The 21,205-nt window shown below is 50.5% G+C and carries 25 protein-coding genes, 1 tRNA gene and 1 pseudogene; 6 read left to right on the forward strand and 21 right to left on the reverse strand.

What is annotated here, in order from left to right:
• Positions 1-80 precede the first annotated feature (80 nt).
• The 14 genes and pseudogenes from O4G22_RS01540 to O4G22_RS01605 all read right to left on the reverse strand — a co-directional run bounded on the left by O4G22_RS01540 (position 81) and on the right by O4G22_RS01605 (position 9,970).
• The gene (locus O4G22_RS01540; protein ID WP_102739341.1) at positions 81-1,676 is read right to left on the reverse strand and encodes an ADP-ribosyltransferase; all 1,596 of its coding nucleotides are present in this window, start codon (positions 1,674-1,676) and stop codon (positions 81-83) included.
• Positions 1,670-1,969, reverse strand: coding sequence for a hypothetical protein (locus O4G22_RS01545; protein ID WP_102738826.1), 300 nt, complete (start codon positions 1,967-1,969; stop codon positions 1,670-1,672). Before O4G22_RS01545 ends, O4G22_RS01540 begins: the two co-directional genes overlap by 7 nt.
• Positions 1,966-2,706, reverse strand: coding sequence for a replicative DNA helicase (locus tag O4G22_RS01550; protein WP_306713904.1), 741 nt, complete (start codon positions 2,704-2,706; stop codon positions 1,966-1,968). Before O4G22_RS01550 ends, O4G22_RS01545 begins: the two co-directional genes overlap by 4 nt.
• Entirely contained in the window at positions 2,639-3,316 is a 678-nt protein-coding gene (locus O4G22_RS01555) for a DnaB-like helicase N-terminal domain-containing protein (protein WP_306713905.1), read from the reverse strand. The genes O4G22_RS01550 and O4G22_RS01555 overlap by 68 nt, the downstream gene beginning before the upstream one ends.
• A gap of 21 nt (positions 3,317-3,337) precedes the next feature.
• A complete protein-coding gene (locus O4G22_RS01560) occupies positions 3,338-4,108 on the reverse strand; it encodes a hypothetical protein (RefSeq protein WP_306713489.1) in 771 nt (256 codons plus the stop codon).
• A 640-nt stretch (positions 4,109-4,748) separates the two neighbouring features.
• Positions 4,749-5,237 (reverse strand): annotated as a pseudogene (locus O4G22_RS11550) (DNA cytosine methyltransferase); the annotation flags it as partial.
• Entirely contained in the window at positions 5,230-5,652 is a 423-nt protein-coding gene (locus O4G22_RS01570; protein ID WP_306701993.1) for a hypothetical protein, read from the reverse strand. The gene O4G22_RS01570 and the pseudogene O4G22_RS11550, both read right to left, overlap by 8 nt.
• Positions 5,645-5,896 carry a hypothetical protein gene (locus tag O4G22_RS01575; RefSeq protein WP_065529054.1) on the reverse strand — a complete coding sequence of 84 codons (252 nt, stop codon included), beginning with the start codon at positions 5,894-5,896 and terminating at the stop codon, positions 5,645-5,647. The genes O4G22_RS01570 and O4G22_RS01575 overlap by 8 nt, the downstream gene beginning before the upstream one ends.
• The gene (locus tag O4G22_RS01580; RefSeq protein WP_306701994.1) at positions 5,893-6,318 is read right to left on the reverse strand and encodes a RusA family crossover junction endodeoxyribonuclease; all 426 of its coding nucleotides are present in this window, start codon (positions 6,316-6,318) and stop codon (positions 5,893-5,895) included. Before O4G22_RS01580 ends, O4G22_RS01575 begins: the two co-directional genes overlap by 4 nt.
• 9 nt (positions 6,319-6,327) lie before the next feature.
• Positions 6,328-6,879, reverse strand: a complete 552-nt coding sequence (locus O4G22_RS01585; RefSeq protein WP_306701995.1) for a hypothetical protein — start codon at positions 6,877-6,879, stop codon at positions 6,328-6,330.
• 5 nt (positions 6,880-6,884) lie between these two features.
• Entirely contained in the window at positions 6,885-8,054 is a 1,170-nt protein-coding gene (locus O4G22_RS01590) for a hypothetical protein (protein ID WP_306701996.1), read from the reverse strand.
• Entirely contained in the window at positions 8,045-9,052 is a 1,008-nt protein-coding gene (locus tag O4G22_RS01595) for an ATP-binding protein (RefSeq protein WP_215709458.1), read from the reverse strand. The genes O4G22_RS01590 and O4G22_RS01595 overlap by 10 nt, the downstream gene beginning before the upstream one ends.
• 442 nt (positions 9,053-9,494) lie before the next feature.
• Positions 9,495-9,686, reverse strand: coding sequence for a hypothetical protein (locus O4G22_RS01600; RefSeq protein WP_306701997.1), 192 nt, complete (start codon positions 9,684-9,686; stop codon positions 9,495-9,497).
• 71 nt (positions 9,687-9,757) lie between these two features.
• The gene (locus tag O4G22_RS01605; RefSeq protein WP_155844495.1) at positions 9,758-9,970 is read right to left on the reverse strand and encodes a hypothetical protein; all 213 of its coding nucleotides are present in this window, start codon (positions 9,968-9,970) and stop codon (positions 9,758-9,760) included.
• 129 nt (positions 9,971-10,099) lie between these two features.
• Between O4G22_RS01605 and O4G22_RS01610 the strand changes: the two genes are divergently transcribed.
• The 6 genes from O4G22_RS01610 to O4G22_RS01635 all read left to right on the forward strand — a co-directional run bounded on the left by O4G22_RS01610 (position 10,100) and on the right by O4G22_RS01635 (position 15,498).
• Entirely contained in the window at positions 10,100-11,002 is a 903-nt protein-coding gene (locus O4G22_RS01610; protein ID WP_306701998.1) for a LexA family protein, read from the forward strand.
• Between the two features lie 15 nt (positions 11,003-11,017).
• Positions 11,018-11,770, forward strand: a complete 753-nt coding sequence (locus O4G22_RS01615) for a DUF5131 family protein (protein WP_249850636.1) — start codon at positions 11,018-11,020, stop codon at positions 11,768-11,770.
• A gap of 9 nt (positions 11,771-11,779) precedes the next feature.
• Positions 11,780-12,877 (forward strand): three-Cys-motif partner protein TcmP, encoded by a 1,098-nt coding sequence (gene tcmP / locus O4G22_RS01620; protein WP_249850635.1) that lies wholly within the window; start codon positions 11,780-11,782, stop codon positions 12,875-12,877.
• 190 nt (positions 12,878-13,067) lie between these two features.
• Positions 13,068-13,274 (forward strand): type II toxin-antitoxin system HicA family toxin, encoded by a 207-nt coding sequence (locus O4G22_RS01625; RefSeq protein ID WP_249850634.1) that lies wholly within the window; start codon positions 13,068-13,070, stop codon positions 13,272-13,274.
• A 305-nt stretch (positions 13,275-13,579) separates the two neighbouring features.
• Complete coding sequence (locus tag O4G22_RS01630) at positions 13,580-14,554, forward strand: tetratricopeptide repeat protein (protein WP_102732301.1); 975 nt, start codon at positions 13,580-13,582, stop codon at positions 14,552-14,554.
• Positions 14,551-15,498 carry a tetratricopeptide repeat protein gene (locus O4G22_RS01635; protein WP_022198320.1) on the forward strand — a complete coding sequence of 316 codons (948 nt, stop codon included), beginning with the start codon at positions 14,551-14,553 and terminating at the stop codon, positions 15,496-15,498. The genes O4G22_RS01630 and O4G22_RS01635 overlap by 4 nt, the downstream gene beginning before the upstream one ends.
• Positions 15,499-15,707: 209 nt before the next feature.
• On the opposite strand, the gene O4G22_RS01640 is transcribed toward O4G22_RS01635, so the two are convergent.
• The 7 genes from O4G22_RS01640 to O4G22_RS01670 all read right to left on the reverse strand — a co-directional run bounded on the left by O4G22_RS01640 (position 15,708) and on the right by O4G22_RS01670 (position 21,204).
• Positions 15,708-16,772 (reverse strand): tyrosine-type recombinase/integrase, encoded by a 1,065-nt coding sequence (locus O4G22_RS01640; protein ID WP_162378719.1) that lies wholly within the window; start codon positions 16,770-16,772, stop codon positions 15,708-15,710.
• Between the two features lie 130 nt (positions 16,773-16,902).
• Positions 16,903-16,979, reverse strand: a tRNA-Arg gene (locus O4G22_RS01645).
• Between the two features lie 67 nt (positions 16,980-17,046).
• Complete coding sequence (gene ybeY, locus O4G22_RS01650) at positions 17,047-17,544, reverse strand: rRNA maturation RNase YbeY (protein WP_179218596.1); 498 nt, start codon at positions 17,542-17,544, stop codon at positions 17,047-17,049.
• Positions 17,528-19,294: an HD family phosphohydrolase gene (locus O4G22_RS01655; RefSeq protein WP_306701999.1), complete on the reverse strand. Its 1,767-nt coding sequence runs from the start codon at positions 19,292-19,294 to the stop codon at positions 17,528-17,530. The genes ybeY and O4G22_RS01655 overlap by 17 nt, the downstream gene beginning before the upstream one ends.
• A gap of 5 nt (positions 19,295-19,299) precedes the next feature.
• A complete protein-coding gene (gene plsX / locus O4G22_RS01660) occupies positions 19,300-20,349 on the reverse strand; it encodes a phosphate acyltransferase PlsX (protein WP_094137513.1) in 1,050 nt (349 codons plus the stop codon).
• Between the two features lie 148 nt (positions 20,350-20,497).
• On the reverse strand, positions 20,498-20,689 hold the full coding sequence (rpmF, locus tag O4G22_RS01665) for a 50S ribosomal protein L32 (protein WP_094137512.1): 192 nt from the start codon (positions 20,687-20,689) through the stop codon (positions 20,498-20,500).
• 23 nt (positions 20,690-20,712) lie between these two features.
• Positions 20,713-21,204 carry a YceD family protein gene (locus tag O4G22_RS01670; RefSeq protein WP_143245752.1) on the reverse strand — a complete coding sequence of 164 codons (492 nt, stop codon included), beginning with the start codon at positions 21,202-21,204 and terminating at the stop codon, positions 20,713-20,715.
• Position 21,205 lies beyond the last annotated feature (1 nt).

The following is a 21,205-nucleotide window of genomic DNA, read 5'->3' on the forward strand; positions in this document are numbered from 1 at the left end:
GAGGGTGGGATGTTTTGCATCCTTTGAAATCAGACTCCCAAATTCTCTTGTGCGCTGGTGATGTTTCTTCTTTCATATCATTATTGTATCAATTCACAGTCAATGATCAATTTCCCGTTCTGATTATGGAATTGGAGAAATTTGAGGGTTCCTCCCTTCTGGATGATGATTTCATCTTCACTGCTAAAATAGGTTTGCGGGCTAAGGCCGTCCCAGTCCTTACCGGCCCCTGCCCCGAATCTGGAAAAGGGCTCTGCATAAATGGCACGGGTTTTCTTCTTCAGGAGAATTCTGAACAACACGGGACGGTTCATGAATCCTTTCCCCTCCGCTACGGCAGCAGACATGAAACCTTCGTCTTTGAGAGGGTTTCCCACTACGGAGAGATTGAGCATATCAACCAGCTCGTCTGTTATTTCTTCTCCTTTCCAGTTCAAAGCGTCTTTCAATTCCTTGTAAACCCCACAGCCACGGAAAACAACCATGTCTTGAGGCACTTTGCATCTGTCAATGACTTTGGCGATCTGTTTCGCCTTGGCGTTGGACTTCCCCTTCCTCAAATCGTTGTTGATGCGGGCATATCCATTTCCGGTGTAGGAAAACAAAGCGTTCTTTTCCAGTCTGGATGCCTTTGCCCACACTTCCCCGGTAACGCTTCGCAAAAGGTCATCAGCTTCCTTATCCGTCAACGGGGCAGGCATCTTCACCTTGGGGACATCTCCCAGGCTGACCGTGTGCGTGACGGCTGAGACTGGCGCAGGAATGGGAGCAGAGGGAACCTTGATGACTTTCTCCGCCGTTTCCCTGGCCTTTTTCGCCACTTCCTGTGAGGGAAAGACAACCTCATCAGATTTGTCCTGTTTGACTCCCCAGCGGTCTTCATAGACCTTTTTCAATTTGGCCTTCAGTTCCTCCGGCAACTTCGCCGTACTGGCCTTCTTGCCGTACCCGTACCGTTCAATCAGGTCAATCCCGAAGCGCTCCGCACCCCTTGGACGCTTCAACGGCTCCCCGGGTTTGAGTAGTCCCAGCCGTTCGCATTCTTCCCGGGAAACAGGCTCCTGATCCATGTAGGAGTTGAAGCCGAACGGCGGCCAGGGGACCTCAAAGCCCCCGAGGCTGGCGGCGTTCATTTCGTCTGCCCAAAAAGTAAAGTCGGTTTTAAGCCGGACAGCATCTTCGTTGACGACATGAACAAGCCGCTTTGTCTTGGCTCCCGGAAAGCGGATGAACCGGAAAGCAGGCCATGCTTTGAGATTGGCTGGTTTCATGGATGCCTCCCATTGAGCAGCCCCAATGCTTTGCCGGACGTTGGTCTTGAAAATGAGCTTCAGACGGGCCAGAGCACCGATGTTTTTAATATCGTTGTGATACTTCGGGCCTTCGGCGTCCGGTGGAACAAGCCCCTCGGTTTGGAGCCATTGAAGTGCCTGGTTGGAAAAGTCCGCGGCGCTTCCTACCTTGATAACCGTTTCCCCATTGGGTAAAGTCTCCTTTTCTCCTGTCAGATAATTCTTAATCAACCTGTGCAGCCGTTCCAGCAATCTGATATTCTCCACCTTGGAAGAGAAAAACTTGTTTTCCTTCATGGCAGCGTTCAGAGCAGCCCATTCCTTTGAATCCATGCCGGAGGGTGTGGGATGTTTTGCCAGGAATTTTTCCAGGGGTGTTACCATAGAGGCAATTCTGGATGTTCAAAGGGGGGAGGTTCAATCTTGCCAAATTGGGCTACGTGATGTTCCAGAATGCGGACGGCGGGAAGACGGTAGAGTCCGGCGGATTCCAGAGCATTGATAATGCTGTTGGCGCGTTCTTCGGCTTCCTGTCTGTCGTTAGTACCAAGTCCCAGCTCGACAAGTTTGCCTTTCTTTCTGGGATCCACCAGAAGCGTTAAGCGCAGTTTGTAGGATCCGGGCTTTCCTCGCCGCGTCGGCTTGTTTTTTCGCAGGGATGGTTTGGGGGGTCTCATTTGTTGGTGACGGGATAATTCTGTTCTTCCTCGTATTTTGTGAGTTCCGCGGTCCAGCGGAATTGAATACGCCCCAGCCGTCCGAAGCGGTTTTTGCCGATGATCCACTGCGCTTCCGTGGGGTCGTGCTTGTCGGGCTTGTACATGTAGGGGCGGTGGATCATGATGATCTGGTCGGCGTCCTGCTCAATGGAGCCGGAGTCGCGCAGGTCGGAAACGACCGGTTTGCCCTGGGCGTTCCCGGCTCTTTTTTCCACGTCGCGGTTGAGCTGGGCCAGCACCAGGACGGGAATATTGAGTTCCTTGGCCAGGGATTTGAGGCCGGCGGAGATTTCCGAGACTTCCCGTTCCCGGCTTCCCCGGGCCTGCTGGGTCGTGGAGCGCACCAGCTGCAGGTAGTCCACGCCGATGCATTTGACGCCGTGTTCCCGGACCATCCGGCGGCCGCGGGCTCTGATGCTGTCAATGGTGAGGGAGCTTTCGTCGTCGATGTGCAGCGGAGCGGCCGTGATTTTCCTGACGGCGGCCGTGAAATGCTGTTGCTGTCCGATCGTCATCGGCTTGCCGCGGCGGATGTCGTCGGAGTTAATGCCGGCCATGCCGTAGAGGACACGTTCCAGGAGCTGGGATTTCGGCATTTCCAGGCTGAACATGCCCACGGGGGTTCCCTCAAGGCAGATGTTGGTGAGGATGTTGACCAGGGCGGCGGTTTTTTCCGACTCCGGGCCGGGCGGCAAGCACGATCATGGCGCCGGGCTGCAGGCCGTCCAGGGTCAGGTCCAGGCGGCGGTATCCGGAGGAGATCCCTTTGATGGCTCCGGGGTTGTTCATGCGCCATTGCAGGTTTTCAATGATGGCTCCCACGGCCCCGCGGATGGTTTCGGTCTGGCGGACGCCGCACCGGTCCCGCAGGGCGGACATGCCGCGCTCGGCTTCATCAAGGGCTTCTTCCGCGCTTTTGAGCTGATCGCCGGCAGCTTCCGCCATCCGGGAGGCAAACGCGAGCAGCGCATGTTTTTTGGCAGCTTCCGTGACCATTTCCAGGGCGGCGGCGGTTTTGTACCGGGCAAGGGCTCCGTAGGTGGCCGTCTCCACGACTCCGGCGTGCCCTCCCACGGCGTCAAGCTGGCCCTGGGCTTCAAGGCGGGCGATGACAGTGAGGGCGTCCACGGTTCCTCCCGTGCCGGCGACGGTTTCCAGAGCGGTCCAGATTTGCTGGTGCGCCGGGAGGCTGAATGTCTGGCGGCTGATGCCCTTGTCCCGGAGGTCCGCAAAGGCCTGGGTGCCGTCCATTGCCTGGGAGAGCACCAGTTTTTCGGCGTCGATGAGTGTCTGAGAGTCGATCATGTTTTTTGAAATTGTTGATTGTTAAAGTTCTTCAAAGTTGCTGTAAGGGTCTTTGTCTCCGTTCCCAGGGGGTGGCGGATGGTTGACGGCGTAGGAGGTGGCAAAGCTGACGGCATCAGACTGCCACCTAGTCACGGGGATGCCGCTGCGGGTCCAGTTGACGGCGTCCCGGCTTCCCCAGTAGGCCGTGGCGCAGTCCGGTATCTGGTCGGGGGTTAAACGCACACGCCCCGCAAAGGCCGCGTCCCGAAGATGGGCTTCGACTTCCTCCACGGTGCACGGAGAGGGGGTAAGGGGGTGAATTCCTTCCTTTCTTCCTTCCTTCCTTACGGTTTTTGCTGGGTTTTCTTCTGGGTTTTCAAAAATAACCGGCTTGGTTTTTGCTGGGTTTTCGGAAATAACTGACGTTGGTTTTTCGTGGGTTTCCTTTTCGGTTCCTACACTGGTTCCAATGTCGGTTTTCCTGGGTCTCCCCCCAAGTTTCCCATTTTCACGGGCGGTCTTCCGGCGCGTTTGCACGCTGTCCTGTATTTCATGCGGATAGCCGAATACGACGAGATTGTCGCCGTCAAAGTGGTAGAGTTCGTTTTCCGCGCTGATTTCCTGGTCAGTCACGCCGCAGGTCTGCATCCAGCGGCGCATGCCCCAGGAGCGGCAGCCCTCAATGATGCCGCCGTTTTCCTGTTCGCAGCACCAGGCCAGCAGAGAGATCCAGGTGGCGCGCTGTATGGGTTCCGCCCCGATATATTCGGGGCTGGAAAACAAGGCTGTTGGGATATTGATGAATTCCATAATCAAAAAAGCGTCAGTTGGGGGTTGTTTTCATGAATCTGCCAAGCAAAACCTGGAATGCAGTTGCCGCCACTCCCGGAACTTGTCCGTTGCCAATGGCTTTAATGCGGTCCACTCTAGCGGCCACCCCATGAGCCACTCGACCCACGTCGGGTTCAGCTGACCACCACTCCCCGCAGTCATTTGTCTCCGCTCGTCCGGCGTGATAATCCCCTTGGCTTCCAAGTCTTTCATTTTCTGATAACTCCCCGTCCCCCCGCACATGCCCTTGGTGCGGGGTGTTGGAAACTGTGAAACCACAGTTATCAATTTCTTCCCTGTTTCCCGGTTGCTTTCCTTGCCGCCGCAACTGGCGGTTGGAGTAGGAAACATCTCTACAAACTCGTGTGGATTGGGCAGCTTGTTCCCCTCCCGAAACTTCTCGCTCCGCTTCTTCCCGGAAGCGGAGCGAGTTCCAATCCATACGCCTTTTTTCAGCAAGGCTTTCCGGGAATTCGTCCCCCCGTCGAGACCTTTCGTTGTTGCGGTCGGCCACATCATCCCCGGCATCCAGCCTGTGGAGGCTACATCCATCAATGACTTGGGACCCCGTGAATGGCTCCCCTTGTTTGGGGCGTTGCAAGCCGTCGGCGTGGGGATCATGTGCAAGTATCCAGATGCGTTTCCGGACGTGCGGGGCTCCCACGTCGTCCGCTCCCAGCACCATCCATTCCGCATCGTACCCGATCGAGGCCAAGTCTCCGAGTACTCGTCCAAGCCCGCGAGAAGTGAGAACTGGGGAGTTTTCCACGAAGACGAATTGTGGTCGAATTTCGCAAACAACGCGGAACATTTCCCTCCACAGTCCAGAACGTTTGCCGTCGATGCCGGCGCCTTTGCCTGCAGAGGAAATGTCCTGGCAAGGAAAGCCTCCAGATACCACGTCAACAAGGCCGCGCCACGGTCGTCCGTCAAAGGTGCATACGTCATCCCAAACCGGGCAAGGCGGGAGTATGCCGTCATTCTGGCGGGCGAGCAGTACGCTTGCGGGGTAGGGATCGAGTTCGACGGCGCAGATGGTTCGGATGCCGAGCAATTCGCTTCCGAGTATGCCTCCACCAGCGCCCGCGAAAAGATGTAGCTCATTCACTCGCCCTCCTTTCTAAAATTGCTGCCTGATCCGGGGTAAGATACTGCCAGCTCTGCGGCGGACGTGCCATGCCAATGGCAGAGAGTGGTACAGCATGAGGTAGCCGGGCGGGATCCCGGACGACCCAGGTGAAGCAAGGAATATAATGAAAAATGTGTTCTTCCGTCACGCACGCCGACTTGCAAACGGCTGATAAACTATCTGGGGAAACCTCTTTATTTATTGTTAAACAAAGAGCAAGTCTGCACTTGCCGATAATTGCCCGCTCTCCGTCCTTTCCGGATTCGTAAAGCCATATCGTTTCAAATTCTCTACCCCTAAGGCGAGGCATGTTTTTCCGTAATTCCAATGTCTTTTCGCCGGACAGAATTTTCCCAGAGAAAGGTCGCCTGACGGATAAGAGGATGTTAATCATTACTGGCCTCCTTTCCGTCAATGATGGCCCTTAATTCATCAAATACCCGTAGACGTGTATGATTCCTTGTCGTGCAAATAAGGTGCTGCGCCCACCGGGCATGCCGTTTCGTGGGGTACTCCATGCGATAGCGGGCGATAATTCCTTTGTGGTGTACAATCGCGGCCTGAACTTCGTATTTCCCGTCGTCGGTTTTCTTCATGGGGCAAACCTGCTGAACGATGATGTGAGGATTCCGTTTCATTGCTCTGATCCTTCTTGCACAGTGATTGTTATTTGTGGTTCTTCGCCCCACCATTTATCCACGGACGCGGAATACACCTGGGCGTCATCCTCCCAAAATCTCAACCGGGTCAGGACATCCTGCAGGGTTTTGGCCAGGTTGTCCCAGTCCGGGTTGGTCGTTTTCGGAATGAGCCCGATCCGGTTTTTTTTCGGCTCGCTCTTGCGGTAGGGCCAGACGAAGGCCAGCTTCAGGGAGACCGGCCCCGTCAGGGGCCGGGCCGGTTGATAAGGTTTCAGCAGGGTCAGGTAATCGCTGATGACCAGTTTCAATTCTTTCGTGTCCGCCAGTTTGGCGTGTTTCCCGATGTTGACGATTTTTTTGTTCTGGTGCGTTTTCGTCGGGGGAACAATCGGCAGCATGATGGTTATCGGCTTGTTCATGGCTGTTGATTAGAAGGGGATTTCGTCTTCTTCCGCCGGCGGTCCCGCCGTGGCGCTCATGTGGTTGTTGGCCGGCAGGTCCGCCGGGCGCGGAGGCAGGGGCGCTCCGCCGCGCCCCGCCGCTGTCCTGTCCTGCGCCGCCATGATGGCCCGGGCTTCGTCCGGCCCCAGCACGTCTTCGCAGTTGCTGAATTCGGGATAAGTCCCGTCTGCCCTGGGCTTGTCTCCCTGTCTGACGTTGAGCCGGACGTAGCAGGGTTTGCCGAGGTATTCCGCCGGGTTGATGATAACCTGCTGGCCGGGTTGGTAGACGTTCCCGGTAACGTTTTTGACGAACAGGTCAATTTTCCAGGCCAGGTCTTTCGAGTTGGTCAGGTAGTAACGGACCGTCGCCGCCCCTTCAGGGCCGAAGGCTCTGATGTGGACGGCCAGCTGCGGGCATCCCCGCGTTTTGGCGCCCTGGGAGATTCCTTCTTCCATTTTGACGATTTTTCCTTCGTAGACGCCCGCGGGGAGGAATCCGTATTCGCCGGGCTCGCCTTCTGATATGTAACTGAACATAATGGTTATTTGGTGGTTGCGGTTTTGGAGACGGAGATTTTTTTGACGTAGGAGGATCCGGCCCCCGTCCTGACCAGTTCTTCCGGGAATTGTTGTTCCGGCAATGCTTCCGCGAACAGGGCGCGGAAGACGTCCGCCTTGAGCGGGCCATAGGATTTCAGGAGTTTCGGGACGCCAATCCAGGTGGCGTATTTGGCGACGTCTTCCGGAGCGACGGTGTCCGCGCCTTTCCGGGAGACGCGCCTGAATCCGGGGACTTCCGTTCCGTTGTTGAGGTAGTCGAGGATTTTTTCTTTTCCTTTTTTGGCATAGGATTCCAGGATTCCGGCCTTGGTGACGAATTCCGCCAGCCTGGAAGGGTTTTCCGCGATTTCGGCGAAGCTCGCTTCCAGCGTTCCGGCTTCCGCCAGGGACAGCATTTCCTGCGCCGCCCGGTTCCGCAGCGGACAGGTGTCCTGCGAGGCGCACCAGCCGCAGTAGTCGCAGAGGCGCGGCCCACCGCCGCGATCCACGGAGTCCACCACGTCGTTGACGATGGAGATTGCTTCCCGGTAGGTGAATTTCCGGGTGACAATTTGCTGCTGGTCGCAGAAGAGGAGGTGGCAGGTGATTTCATCCAGGAATTCCCGTTCCATGAAGGATTTCGCGTAAGAGGCCTGCTGTTCCCAGTAGTTGCGGATTTGGCCGCTTTTGAGGTCGAAGAGCTTGCCCAGCGCGGGGCAGAGGCAGTCCGCTTCCCCGCCTGTCACGCGGGGGTGCCATTGCGGGAAGGCGCAGCGGTTTTTGTCGGCAATGACTTCTTCCCCGGAGCAGAGCGTCCGGACCGTTTTCACCGCCCAGAGGATGGATTCTTTTTCATCGGCTTTCAGGTGTTCACACGCCCTGAATTCGTCCACGCCCATGAGCAGGGCCCGGAAGGCGTCGTCCATCCGGGTTCCCCGCCGGGCCGCTTCCCCCGCGTCGGGGGAGGAGACGTAGCAGGGGCATTGCGCCAGCTTGGGGAGCAGGGACGGCTTCAATAGTTCCGTGGCCGGGGCCGGACGGGGCCCGGCAATGTCAGCGAGGATTTTTTGCAGGTCGTCCAGGCTGACGGCGTATTCCGCTCCGTCCAGGGAGAGGACGGCATGCCCGGTTTCGCGGGCGACGTTGATGCAGGTGACGGGTTTCATTGGCACGCCCCTCCTTCCATGAATTCTTTTACGGAGTTATTGAACCGGGCGGGAGTTTTCAAAATCCGGGCGGCATATTCCGCCGGGACTTCTTCCAGCCCTTGTCCGGCAGTAATGATTCCGCGGCTGATCATGAAGGCGAGGGCGTCTTTTGCGTGGTCAATCACCGCGGCCAGGGCATCCGCCTGACGGTCTCCCGCGGATGCGTCCGGAGGCGGCTCCTGTCCATTGTTTGCCGCAGGGGCATCATTCGCCGAAGCATTGGCAGGTCCGCAGCCCTCTCCAAACAGCAGGCGGGAGATTTCCCCGGCGTCCATCGCCATCACCGCGGGCATCCCGTGCCGGTTTTTGGCTTCCCACGGGGCGGAAGGAGAGGTGTAGACCATGCGTTGGTTTCCTCCATGTCCCTTGCCGTCCTGGACCGTTACGACGAAGTTGCAGAAGAGCATGGCGTCAGCCCATTCCTTGACCAGCGGCGCGACAAATTTGGAGAGGTTCAGTTCGTGTTTGTCGTAGGCGCCGGCTGTTTCCGGCATTTCAAATTTGACGCGGCGGGAGTGTCCCACCAGCACCACATTCATTCCTGCGCTCATCAACGCGTTGAGGCGTGACAAGAGATCCATGGCCACAGGTTCGATCATCTTATATCCCTTGCCGTAGCCCAAATCTTCAATGGAGCGATGATGCGCGTTTTTCTTTTTGTTTTCTTCCTTCAGGAAGGAATTTTGAAGGAATCGCTCGCACCAGTCGATGGAGTCAATGATGACGGTTTTGAAATCATGCGGTTCCGTCCGCAGGGATTCGATGGCGTTCAGCACGTCTTCATAGCTCCGGCAGTCCAGCCGGGCAACGTCGATGTGGGAAGATCCCTGTTCCGTGTCCAGCAGAACAGGAGCGGGCAGCCCGGCCGCCAGCGTGGATTTTCCCACGCCTTCCGGCCCGTAGATGATGACTCGCTGCGGACGCTGCTGCACTCCGCGCTTGATGTTTTGTAATAGGCTCATATTATTTCCTTGTTTGATTGTATTCAGGTCGGGCGTCAGTTCCTGCTGGCCCCGGCCTTTTTGGTTATGGGTAGTTGGAAAGGGTACTGACGGAGTTACGTTTCCGCTTAGCGGGAGGTTTGTTCATGTCCGTCCTGGTTTTGGATGTCTTTTGGGTCAAATACCTGTACACGCTTATCGCGGAAATTCTGTATTCGCGTTGATTGGTGCCAATGTCTTCTATTTCATGGTTCTGCAACAGGTTACGAACCTTTTTCCTACCCCATAAACAAGCAGGGTGTTTCCGCAGATCCTCAAGGGTAAGCCATATTTTGCCGTCGAACATGCGAGTGGCATTCTCTTCCTCGGACTCATTCAAAATCAACAAGCCACGTTCATGAAGGGATTCTATGGTTTGCTCCACAATAGAGGTTACAAATTGATCTAATCCGTTCATAATTCACTAAGATTTAACGATGAAATAAATGATCGTGAAAATTCCAACCAGCAGAGCGGAAAAGACAAGGTTCTGTACGATACCGGGCCGGGGCTTGAGTTCGTCTTCCGAAAAGTCTATCGGGCAGCCGTAAAGGGATCCCATTTTCTCGGCACGGTCACGGCGCATCCAATATTGTTCGTTCGTCATTTTTTTCATTGTTGTTCAGGGGGCGGGTTAAAGCTCGTGCCAGCCGAGCAGCTTCAATTCGTCAATCAGGGCTTCTTCCATTAGGCTGCCGGCTTCTTGGGGTTCTTCGGGCTGGGAAGGTTACTAGCCGTGGTTAGACGGCTACTATTAAAAAGCAGGTGTCCGCTGGAATTGATTGCAGAAGACATGGCCTCCTGTGGCGAACATTTCAGTTTGGCGGAGATTCCCAGCAACAGAAGCTTTCCTGCTTCCGTCAGGTCTTCCATGTTGATTTCAATAGTTGATGGTTTCATGTGTCCGTCCGGTTGATGAGATTGTTTTATGCAATTCTATTAGATTTTGCAACAAAATTCTACTGATTTTGATAGAAATCATGCGTACAACAAGCTTGACAATCTCACAAAATTACATAATATCAATGCATGACGCCGACCAAGAACGACATAAAAAAATGGCTCAAGACCATCAGAAAAGATCGTGAATGGCTCGCAAAGCAGTGTGGTCTGAATTCAAAACAGAGCGTAGATAACTGGTTCGCGACCACAGGGAAAATTCCTAAAGCCAAGCTCCTGCTTATTCAGAGGCTCATGGCAGAAACTCAAGCCCCCCCTTACGAAATAGAGGGCAAAGATAATATGGGAAAGCTCTTCATCACTTTGAATGAAGAATCCCAAGAAGCTGTATTGGCGGAGTGCCGCCGCCTGAATATCACTCTTTCCGCCTACTGTTCCCTAATGATGGAATGGTGCGCTACCACACAGGAGGGGCATGCCGTCATTCAATCTCTCATAACAGGGGCTCCACTGCCTTCTGTTAACATGAATCTTGCCCCCTTGGTACAGTCATCTACTACAAATGCCGCCAAAGAAAAAGAGGCAGCCCGCAAGAAGTTTACCCCGGTAGAAACATTCACAACCCCTCCTTTGGAGGCTCAGGGACGAATCATCGGCAACATTGCAGCCGGCAACCTGGCGGATGGAGACACCATTCCGCAGGACATCCGGCTATACCGTGAACTGGAAAAAGGGGAATACCTGCTGCGCGTCAACGGTCACTCTATGGAACCCTCCATCCCGGACGGCTCCGTGGTCATCATGAAAAAATACACTATCCCCCCCATCCCCAAACCCGGAACCATTGTTCAATACCATGATGAACGCGGCGTGACGCTCAAAAAACTGGTCCGCAGGAAAAACCCGGAAACCGGTAAAATGGAATACACCCTCCATCCCATCAACCCCGACTTCGGAGACATAGAACCCATGGACGGCGGCAAAATCTCCGGCATCTATGTGGAAACGCTGGATAGGTGGGAGAAAGCTTAATCCAAAAAGAATTTTATGAGCGATAATAGTAAAATAGAGTGGACTGACGCAACGTGGAACCCCGTTCGTGGATGCACGAAAATCAGCGATGGTTGTAAAAATTGCTATGCCTATGCCTTTGCTGAAAGATGGAGAGGCATCAAAGGCCATCCGTTTGAAAAAGGATTTGACGTTGTACTAGTCCGTGACAACCTTGACATTCCCATCAAATGGAAAAGGCCTAGAATGATATTCGTTAACTCCATGAGTGACCTTTTCCATGAAAAGGTTCCAGACGAATTTATCAAGCAAGTCATTCAGGTGATGTTGCGAGCCAGACAACATATTTATCAGGTCTTGACAAAAAGGCCTGAAAGAATGAGAGACTTTCTTCAGAAGAATTTTCCCAACATGGAATTGCATCCTCATATCTGGTGGGGAGTAAGTGTTGAGAACAAAAAGCAAGGTCTCCCCAGAATTGATACACTCCGTCAAACGCCGGCCGCACTTCGCTTCCTCAGTTGCGAACCCCTGCTGGAGGACTTGGGTCCCATGAACCTATCTTTCATTGACTGGATCATTGTTGGAGGCGAAAGCGGACCCAACGCCCGCCCAATCAAACCGGAATGGGTACGCAGCATCAGAGACCAGGCGGAAAAACGCTCCATTCCTTTCTTCTTCAAACAATGGGGAGGGCGGAATAAAAAAGTTACAGGATCTGAACTGGATGGAACCCACTATAGAAGCATACCGGAATTCCGTTGCATTCCTGTATATAAAGGAGTATAATGCTTGTTAATGTCAAGTAATACAGGATTTCACAATCGTGCTTTTGATGCAGGTACTCTTCAAAAACTCAATATATACGCCAGTTACCTAAAGAGTGCTGTCGCAGTATTCCTAAATTTGCCTCCTACTTCTCCTGTTAAGTCCATAAATATTTATGACTTTTTTGCAGGACCAGGAATGGATGCATTAGGACGTTATGGTAGCCCTCTTCTTGCCATTAAAACAATATTGGAAATGGCAACGGCACCTCAAACCAAACATCTATGGGGAAAACCAATATATTTTCATTTTTTTGACCGTAAAGAAAAAAGTATTAACTCCCTCCAGAAAAATATCAAAGACATTTTTGGAGACAGTCTATCTTCCCATCCACATATAAAAATTGAGTTTAAAACATCAGATTTTGAGACTTCCTTCAATGATCATATAGAAGAAATAAGGAAAACAAATACTGCAAATATTCTTTTTATTGATCAATTTGGAATGGCTCATTTCGATATGGAGAAGCTTATTAGCTTGTCTAAATGCTACTATACAGATTGTATGGTTTTTATGGCTTCCTCGTCTTTGCACCGTTTTAAAGAACTTCAAAATCGATTTTCTGATATGGGATACAAATTCAAAAATCCCAAAGATTATAGACATGTTCATACTCAAATATTAAAAGCATTTAGAGAAGCCCCTTTAGAGAAAAAACTATTTTTCGGATCATTTGCTTTTAAGAAAAAAACAAATATTTACGGCTTAATCTATTTTTCTGGAAGCAGAAGAGGAATAGATCAATTTTTACGCCTGTGTTGGAAAGAAGATCCTGTAGAAGGGTTGGCAAATTTCTTCCTACATGAAGATCAGCCAAATAAAGACAGTCAACTTTTGTTTGCTTTTAAAAAAACTCATATAGAAAATCTTCAGGAACAATTTAAACTCTTTATTTTAGAGAATCATCCTATTTCAGAATCCGCACTCTATGATAAATGTTGTGATTTATGGATGCTCCCAGAACATTGTGAACCCGTATTGAAAAAGCTAAAGGACAATAAAATTCTGCAATGCTCTTTTAGAAGACCTCAGCCAAATCAAGATAGAGAAATCACATATTTTTCATAAGTGACCCTTTTAGATACTCTTTTCAGTATCCTTTACCCCTCTGACATCCAAAAAATAATTTTCTTGTGATCCAATCAATTGAGTACGGTGAATCTCTCCTAAGCAATGCAGACTGTTAAAAAGGCTGATTTTTCCATTCGGACAGCGTTCATTGAAACTCTCCTTTCTTCTCGTATCTTCAACATCACTTATGCGAATACGAGATTTAATCAGACGGTTACGAGATGCTGGATTCATTCTGCAGCAAGGACAAGGACGGGGTTCCCATCGTGTATACGATCATCCTCATGGACAGACGGTAACTATCCCGGGCCACGATAATGACAATGCCCCCCACTATCTTATAGCGCAGGTACGGCGTGCTATTGAAGCTGCAGGTGGAACCTGGGAAGATTAACACCTCCCCCTATTATATTCAGGAGCTGCCTCTATCGGGGCAGCTCCTTTTTGTTGAGCATAGTCTCCTTAATAACAATTTCAGTATATATTTTTACATGATGATACTGAAATGATGATTTAGGAGTTGCTTATTCTGAGAAGAGAGGCTATCATTCGGTCTCTTTTGTTAGAATGCTTCGCCCCTTGACCTCCGGGTCAGGGGCTTTTTTGTTGTCTCCGCGGGACTCCATATAGATGATTATCTATTCATATTGATTTTTTCACTCTTGACTTTATCGTGTATTTTTTCAGTATGATTCCTTTATGTTGCTCAATAGTAAAATCATCTCACTTGTTGCGTTGACGGGGATTATTGGAGGACTTGTGGGAGGGGGTGTTGTCAAAGTATGCTTTAAAGATTCATCCACGCCAACGGACATCCCTCAAGCCCCCTCCGAAATAATTAAGGCTGACCTAGTTTCTACATGGGAGCTTGCCCAACAAAATGACCTTTATTCCCTAGAAAAACTCGCCGATACTTACGAAACAGGTGAATGTGTGGAACAAAATCTCCCCAGAGCTCTTACATATCGAAAAAAAGCGGCTAACCTTGGTAGCGCGGAATCTGCATACTTAGTCGGATATTCCTACGAAAGAGGAATAGGCATCAAAAAAAACGGGGTAAAAGCCGAGAAATACTACTGGCAAGCAGCAAAAAACGGACATCCCAAGGCACAATATTCGTTAGCTTTACATTCTTCTGGGTTGGATGAAGACGGAAATGATCCTTTTTCCCCATCTCTCAAGTTTAACATATCAAAGGAGAAAGCCTTATCTCTTTTAAAAAAATCAGCGGACCAAAACTACGGTTTGGCAGAACATATGCTCGCAGGTTTTTATTCAGAACAAAAGAAATACGACGAAGCAATTCTATTCTATGAAAAGGCAGCGAAGCACGGAGAAACGGATAAATGGGGATTGGAAAAAGCTAAAAATGGAAAAATGAATCAAGCAATCAACATTGAAAATCCTTCCACAGAAATTTTGGAAGAATTTGATGATGGAAATATTGAATATAAATGGAAAGTCCTTCTTACTAACACTGCTGATACTTTATGGAACGGATCTGTGACTTTCAAGCTTTTAGATATTAATGGAAAAACAATAGATGAAGCCATTGAATTTGATATTTCCATACCTGCGAAGGGAAATATTACAGTAGAAGGTGCTCGTTTTATACCAAAAGAAAAATTTGATTCTAAAACAAAAATCAACATTAATGTCGAATATAGTAAATGAATATCTATTTCAAAAAAATAATTAATTATATTTGTTTTACTCTTCTTTTTTCAGGAGCGGGAAAATCCTTTGGAGAGTCACACGAAGTCTCATTTGATGTTAGTCAAGTCGAAGAAATATCTCTGATCAATTCCCTGACTAAAAAAGCATTGGATGGCGACGGGGAGGCAGCCTATGAGGTCGGCAGAATGTACCTGCTGGGAAAAGAAGTTCCAAAAAATGAGCAACGCGCTTTCTGGTGGTTCGAGCGAGGGAAAAAGGCTGGGGATATAGGTTCTCAAATTATGGTTGCTAGATGTCAAATATGGGGATGGGGAACTAATGTTGAGCCAATGGAAGCTTTAAAAAATTTAGTTGCTCCATTAAAAAATAAATCCAGCTTTGCTATATCAACAACGTGCTCCTTATTAGATAGACATCCAGATATTTTCCTTATTTCTAAGGAAGCAAGAAAAACATCAACCTCTTTAGTATTGATGCTCACAGAATTATTAAAAGAAAAAAATGATCCTGAACTTGCTAAAGAGTGTGCAGAAAAATTACAAAGTTTTCTTCAAAAGTTTGAAGACAAAGCATCTATAGAGGCGGAATTTGCTAATATGACTAAAACACAAGCTAAGCGGCAAATCAAAGCACAAAAAATTGCACGTAAAGAAGCTCCTTTAAGCGTTCTAAGTAAAGGTATCAAAAAAATATCTGAATCCACAAACTATGTATGTTACTCATGGAAAGCAGAAATACTCAATACTACTGGGAAAAATTTAAATATGGATGCCAAGCTTGTAATCAAAGATAAAAATGGCTATCAAATAAAATATACATATTCATCTCAAACTGTTATTCCCGCAAGAGAGAGCAAAGTTATCACTTCACAAGGAATGCTAGAAAAACATTTATGGAAACCTGGAAACACGATTGAGATTATTCCTTATATATACGATTAATTCTATTCGAAACTTTTCTTTCTATCAATCATTTTGGAAATATGGCGTCATGGGTAAATTTCGCGACAAAATCCGTGCTGTTTAAAAATGTTGAATTCGATAAACAGCTTAGAAACACGGTGCCAGTTCGAGCTATCTCATGACGGCGAGAGGGAATATATATTCGTCTGTAAAATCCCCTTTCTTTTAAGTTGCAGGTTGTGAATAACTTAAAAAGTGAGTTTTCTGGCCGCTTCCTTACTGTGTTCGTCCCGGAGGTGCCCATATACCTTCATAGCCAATGCTCCGCCGTCACGATGCCCCAGCCATTTAGCCACCGTAGGAATATCAATGCCTGCCTCAATGCAGGACGTGGCGAAGAAATGCCGTAAATCGTGAATACGGACGTGAGGCAGTCCAAGCCTGATACACGCGTTTGTGAGAGCCTTCCGGGGGCTTTCTATAGAAAATACCGGGTCATCGGAACTATTCCCCCGTCTTTCTCTTCGGAGGCTTTCTATCACCTCAGCCAGAGATGCGTTAATGTACAGGGTCCGGCGTGAGGTGGCATGTTTGATATCAGGCACGGAAATGGACTCTTTCCCGATATCTCCCCACGCCAAGCGCCGGGCTTCCTCAATACGTAACCCTGAATAAGCCAGGAAAGCGATCATATCCGCCGCTTCGGAATATAGCCCCTTCTTTTGCCACTTCCTTAATATAGGGGCTTTTTTCACTTCCTCAACGATTCTTCGGAAATCTTCTTTTTCCGGAACGTTAAGATTTGAACTCCTCAAAGTCATCCGTTCAAGCTTGGATGCTGGATTGCTCTTGATACTTCCTGCTTCCTGAAGCATGGAAAAAACATTTTTCACAACAGCGAGTGTTCCGTTTGCTGTTCGTGCAGACACAGACAACGCATCTTTTTTCCACCAAGCCCGGCACATTTGTTCCGTGATGGCCTCTGCTGCAATATCACGAGCAACAAGCTTTTTAGCGCGGCTGGAAAAGAACTTGATGGATTCTACAGCGGCCGGCTTCAAATGGGGGCGCATTTCCTGCCGCTGGACGTACATATCAACCGCCAAATACCAAGACACGGATTCCACGGGTAATTCATCCCTCCCTTGCTCTGCCAGGAACCCGGCCAGCCTGGAAAGGGCTTCCGTCAACACGCGCGTTTTAAGAGATTTTTTCACCGTTTTTCTTCCGGTATCAATTCGGGCATAGAAAATTTCCGACTCTTTTGACCGATACAAGTTCGGATAATCCGTCGCAACAAGGGTGTTTTTCATACTTCCAAGCATGCCCTGCGGCCCTTAAACCGCAAGAATAATCTCTTTTTACGGACAACCATACGGACAACCAACACAAAGACAAAAGAAAAGGAAACCCCGCAAACCTTTCAGTTTACGGGGTTTATAATGGCACGTCCAACTGGATTCGAACCAGTGACCCACTGCTTAGAAGGCAGTTGCTCTATCCAACTGAGCTATGGACGCATGATGCGGCAAAAGAGTAACAGAGTTCATCTCGACTTGGCAAGCCCGGATCTTTGAAAAGCGCGCTTTAAGCACCGGAGCTGCGGTCATGCGTAAAAGATAAATTCGCCAGGGCCGCTCCAAACTCCCGCACCAGAGGCTCCTGACGGGAAAACATGCGCTCCCGTTCCTCCGGTTCCGTATCTATATACCCGTGCAGATGCAGAAGACCATGCACCATGTACCGGAAAAGTTCTCTAAAAACAGGTTCTCCGAATTCCGAAGCCTGCCGGATAGCGGTATCAAAGCTGACGATGATCTCTCCTATTCCGTCTCCATGCGGAAAAGTAATAACATCCGTCGCCGTCGGGTCATTCAAAAAACGGGCATGCACATCCTGGATGACTTCATCGGAAACCACGCTGATTTCTACTTCATCCAATCCGGAAAGTACGGGGACAGGACCTTCAGTCAACGCCAACACAGAGGGAAGGCAACTTTCCAAGGCGCCAATCAGGGCATCCATGACGGATGAATTGAGCCTCCCCTCCTCCAGATGATTGTAGAGTTCAAGATTCGGTTTCATTTTTCTCCGTAACCGCGCCGTTCTCCATCTCCGCTTCCGTGGATTTTCCCTCTTGAAGGGTTCGGGTTCCGGCATCGGGCAACTCCATGATTTCCGGAACGGCTTTGCCCTCACTTTCCTTTTTCACCGCTTTCTCTTCCTGTTCCCTGACGGACACATCAGGAAGAACATTTTTTTCAATCTTTGCCTCCGGATTGTGGGAAGGATAGGCAATGCGGTTGTGGTGAATGCTTTTCAGCGTCTTAATGAAACTGTTGCGGATCTTCTTGAGATCTCCGAAGGTAAGACCGCTATCGTCCAAATGGCCGTCCACCACCCGTTGCTTCAAAAGTTCATCCACCCTTTTCTGCATTTCCTCACAGGAAATTTTACCCATGGAGCGCGTGGCGCTTTCCACGATGTCCGCCAGGCTGACGATTCCTGTTTCCTTGCTCTGCGGGTTGGGCCCCTTGTAACGGAAGTTGGATTCCACTACTTCCGGAACGTCATCCGGAGAAGCCAGGCCGCTTTCCACTCGGCTCAGGATCTCGTCCCGGTATTGAAGGGCTTTCCGGTAAAAGAAGTAAGCCAGTGAGGTGCCGTGATGCTGCTCTATGACGTCCACCAAAGGACGCGGAAGGTTATTCTCCCTGGCCAATGCCACCCCGTCCTGAACGTGGTCGATGATGATACGGGCGCTCATGCTGGGCGTCAGCTCATCATGGGGATTGGGGCCGTCCATGATATTTTCAATAAAATAAAGGGGGTTTTGCATTTTGCCAATGTCATGGTAATAAGCCTCCACCCGGCATTCAATGGGATTGGCCCCAATGGCTTCCGCCGCAGCCTCCGCCAGCTGGGCAACCATCAGACAATGATGAAAGGTTCCCGGAGCTTCCATTTGCAGCCTTTTCATGAGAGGGCGGTTCATATCCGCCATTTCCAGCCAGGAAATAGGCGTAATGATTTTAAAAGCTCCTTCTATGATAGGCAGGACGCCGCTGATCAGCACGCTGGTCAGCATGCTTACGCCAAAAGCCACAGCCAGGCAAACCAGAACTCCAGTGAGGTTGTAATCCCATGCCTGGAGATTGATGACCCCCATGATGCAACACAGTACCATGACAAGCAGCCCCACAAAGAATCCCGCCCGCAGCAACTGGGCGCGATTCCGCAGGTTATGGGTAAGCAACACGGTAAGCATGCCGGAGAGAGAACTCAGAATCCAGAACTGGACCTGCTTTTCCGGAGCATATTGCTCCGGCAGAATGAAAAATCCGCCAAGCATGCAGATGGAAATAGTGGCAAACATACCCAAAAGAGGCCCCAGCAGCACCGTGACAATCAACGGAGCCATCATATAGGGAATGTACAAAAGCTCATTGCCTATGTCGGAAGTAATGTCAGCCGTTACATGCCGGATGAAGCCAAAAAACAGGAGCTGAACCAGAACCGCCCCCCATGTGACGACAAAGGTTTTATTTTTTCTGCGCAGGGAACCGGCGCATAACCAGTACATAGGCATCAGCGCCAGTGTCACGGAAAAAAGCAGAAAAGCTTCCGACACATGATGCCATATGGATTTTCCCCAATGGGGGCTGTAACTGCCCATCCATTGAAGCACGATAAAAACCAGCACGCACAACCCGACGGATACCGCCAGGCTGGAGTCCAAACGATCACCAGCAGAACGGGACACGGAAGCAGCGCCTTCCGGGGGAACTCCTTCTTTTGCCGCGGCGGCGGCATGCTTTTTCAGAAACTGAAACATGATGATTATTTGGGATACACTTCGGCAACCTCCGGAATAGTGCCCAGCCGGGCCATCTCCTCTTCTATGAGGGGATTGACACCCTGCTGGACCATTTCCATGGAAACTCTCAGGGCATTGCGGATGGCTACGGGGGTAGAACTGCCATGCGCTATGATGGTCACGCCCTTAACGCCCAAAAGAGGGCTTCCCCCTACGGAGTCCGCAGAAAGGCGTGCTTTCATGGCGCGGAATGCTCCGGAGGCGCAAGCAGCTCCAACCATGCGGAACGGGTTTGCCTTAAGTTCCTCTTTCAGCCATTTGCTGAAAGCCTTGGCGGTGGCCTCGCATGTTTTCAGCAGGACATTTCCGGTAAAACCATCTGTCAGAGCCACATCTATTTCATGCTCAAAAAGATCGTGGCCTTCCACATTGCCTACAAATTTAAAAGGGAGCGCACCGCGCTCCTCCAAATGCTTCAACAGACAAAAAGTTCCTTTGGTAAAATCTGTTCCCTTTTCATCTTCAGAGCCATTGCTCATAACTCCCACCTTAGGCATCTGTTTGCAGTAAACGGAACGCGCCAGAATGCTGGCCATAACGGCATATCCTACCAGATGCCGGGGCTTGGCATCCGGGTTGGCTCCGGTATCAGTCACATTGCAGACTCCGAATTCATTTGGAAGCTGGGTCACAATGCCCGCACGCTCCACGCCCTCAAGCAACCTCAGTTTGACGGTGGCAGCCGCTACAGCCGCCCCCGTGTTGCCCGCGCTGACCACGGCATCCGCATCTCCGGATTTGACCAGATCCACGGAAATGGACATGGACGAATTTTTTTTCTTTCTCACCGCCAGCAATCCGGACTCGTTCATTTCCACAACTTCCGCAGCCGGAACGATCTCCACGCGCGGACCAGAAAGTCCCCAGCGGTCACAAGAGCTGCGCACCGTTTCTTCCCTTCCCACAAGGTAGATCTTTTCAATGAGAGGGAAATCCCGGAGGGCCCGCTTCGCCCCGTCCACATTAATATCGGGCGCATTGTCGCCGCCCATCACATCCAGTGCAATCTTCATATTATTTGTTGAAGAAATGTGTTAGCAGAAAAAACAGCCCGCTTCAAGCAAGTTCAGCCGCTTTGCGAAGCAAAAGCGGCTGGAAAGTCTATATGATGGCGCCGCAATACGGCGATAATTTTCAAGGCAAATGCGGCGCCCGCGGAACTTACGCTTCCGCCTTCACCACGATTTCCTTGCCGGAACGGGTCTTGTACGTACCGCAATTGGGGCAGGCGGTATGACCGGGGGTGCTGCTGCCGCAATTCTGGCACTTGCGGAGCTTCGGCGCGCGCCATGCCTGCGCGGCAAGGCGGGTACGCTGCTTCATCTTGGACGTTCTGCGCTTAGGTGCTGCCATAATTTTAGTTGGTAAAAAGGTGATTAATGATGATCTCCCAGTTCATTGAGGGCGTCCCACACGCCGCTATTCCTGATCGGGGCAGAACTGTTTACACCCGTTCCCCCCTCTTTGTCCACTCCAAAATACGGAGTTTTCGCCATACAGTCGTTTTCCATGCCTCCGTCAGCACACTTCGGGTATGCCGGAAAATCCAGAACTATTTCCTCCCTCAGGGAATCTGAAACATCCACAACATTCTGTGAATCAATCTGGAAAGAAGCGGCGAAATCACAAACTTCCACCACGTAGTCAAAGTAGCCCAGGCAACGCACGCAGCGGAATTTGAAGGGGGCGGAAATGTTGCCTCTTATAAACAATTCGTTTTCAAATCTCTGCACATGCAAATCAAAAGCAAGAGGCCCAATGGAAGTAACCTCTTCATCATCAATGCCGAAAATTTCAGAATCCAGCTCGCCGCTGTATTTTTTCCCGGCCTCCGGCAAGTTCTCCAGTTCTACCAGCAATCTTTTCATG

It is taken from the genome of Akkermansia muciniphila, from assembly GCF_030848305.1.
GTDB lineage: Bacteria > Verrucomicrobiota > Verrucomicrobiia > Verrucomicrobiales > Akkermansiaceae > Akkermansia > Akkermansia muciniphila_A.

Bases quoted from the DNA above. Each gene is read 5' to 3' on its own strand.
- O4G22_RS01640 (WP_162378719.1), bottom strand. From the start codon at position 16,772: ATGAAAAACACCCTTGTTGCGACGGATTATCCGAACTTGTATCGGTCA.
- O4G22_RS01570 (WP_306701993.1), bottom strand. From the start codon at position 5,652: ATGATTAACATCCTCTTATCCGTCAGGCGACCTTTCTCTGGGAAAATT.
- O4G22_RS01560 (WP_306713489.1), bottom strand. From the start codon at position 4,108: ATGGAATTCATCAATATCCCAACAGCCTTGTTTTCCAGCCCCGAATAT.
- O4G22_RS01615 (WP_249850636.1), top strand. From the start codon at position 11,018: ATGAGCGATAATAGTAAAATAGAGTGGACTGACGCAACGTGGAACCCC.
- O4G22_RS01595 (WP_215709458.1), bottom strand. From the start codon at position 9,052: ATGAGCCTATTACAAAACATCAAGCGCGGAGTGCAGCAGCGTCCGCAG.
- rpmF (WP_094137512.1), bottom strand. From the start codon at position 20,689: ATGGCAGCACCTAAGCGCAGAACGTCCAAGATGAAGCAGCGTACCCGC.
- O4G22_RS01625 (WP_249850634.1), top strand. From the start codon at position 13,068: ATGCGAATACGAGATTTAATCAGACGGTTACGAGATGCTGGATTCATT.
- tcmP (WP_249850635.1), top strand. From the start codon at position 11,780: ATGTCAAGTAATACAGGATTTCACAATCGTGCTTTTGATGCAGGTACT.
- O4G22_RS01635 (WP_022198320.1), top strand. From the start codon at position 14,551: ATGAATATCTATTTCAAAAAAATAATTAATTATATTTGTTTTACTCTT.
- O4G22_RS01605 (WP_155844495.1), bottom strand. From the start codon at position 9,970: ATGAAACCATCAACTATTGAAATCAACATGGAAGACCTGACGGAAGCA.
- ybeY (WP_179218596.1), bottom strand. From the start codon at position 17,544: ATGAAACCGAATCTTGAACTCTACAATCATCTGGAGGAGGGGAGGCTC.
- plsX (WP_094137513.1), bottom strand. From the start codon at position 20,349: ATGAAGATTGCACTGGATGTGATGGGCGGCGACAATGCGCCCGATATT.
- O4G22_RS01610 (WP_306701998.1), top strand. From the start codon at position 10,100: ATGACGCCGACCAAGAACGACATAAAAAAATGGCTCAAGACCATCAGA.
- O4G22_RS01655 (WP_306701999.1), bottom strand. From the start codon at position 19,294: ATGTTTCAGTTTCTGAAAAAGCATGCCGCCGCCGCGGCAAAAGAAGGA.
- O4G22_RS01545 (WP_102738826.1), bottom strand. From the start codon at position 1,969: ATGAGACCCCCCAAACCATCCCTGCGAAAAAACAAGCCGACGCGGCGA.
- O4G22_RS01600 (WP_306701997.1), bottom strand. From the start codon at position 9,686: ATGAAAAAAATGACGAACGAACAATATTGGATGCGCCGTGACCGTGCC.
- O4G22_RS01585 (WP_306701995.1), bottom strand. From the start codon at position 6,879: ATGTTCAGTTACATATCAGAAGGCGAGCCCGGCGAATACGGATTCCTC.
- O4G22_RS01555 (WP_306713905.1), bottom strand. From the start codon at position 3,316: ATGATCGACTCTCAGACACTCATCGACGCCGAAAAACTGGTGCTCTCC.
- O4G22_RS01575 (WP_065529054.1), bottom strand. From the start codon at position 5,896: ATGAAACGGAATCCTCACATCATCGTTCAGCAGGTTTGCCCCATGAAG.
- O4G22_RS01630 (WP_102732301.1), top strand. From the start codon at position 13,580: ATGTTGCTCAATAGTAAAATCATCTCACTTGTTGCGTTGACGGGGATT.
- O4G22_RS01540 (WP_102739341.1), bottom strand. From the start codon at position 1,676: ATGGTAACACCCCTGGAAAAATTCCTGGCAAAACATCCCACACCCTCC.
- O4G22_RS01670 (WP_143245752.1), bottom strand. From the start codon at position 21,204: ATGAAAAGATTGCTGGTAGAACTGGAGAACTTGCCGGAGGCCGGGAAA.
- O4G22_RS01580 (WP_306701994.1), bottom strand. From the start codon at position 6,318: ATGAACAAGCCGATAACCATCATGCTGCCGATTGTTCCCCCGACGAAA.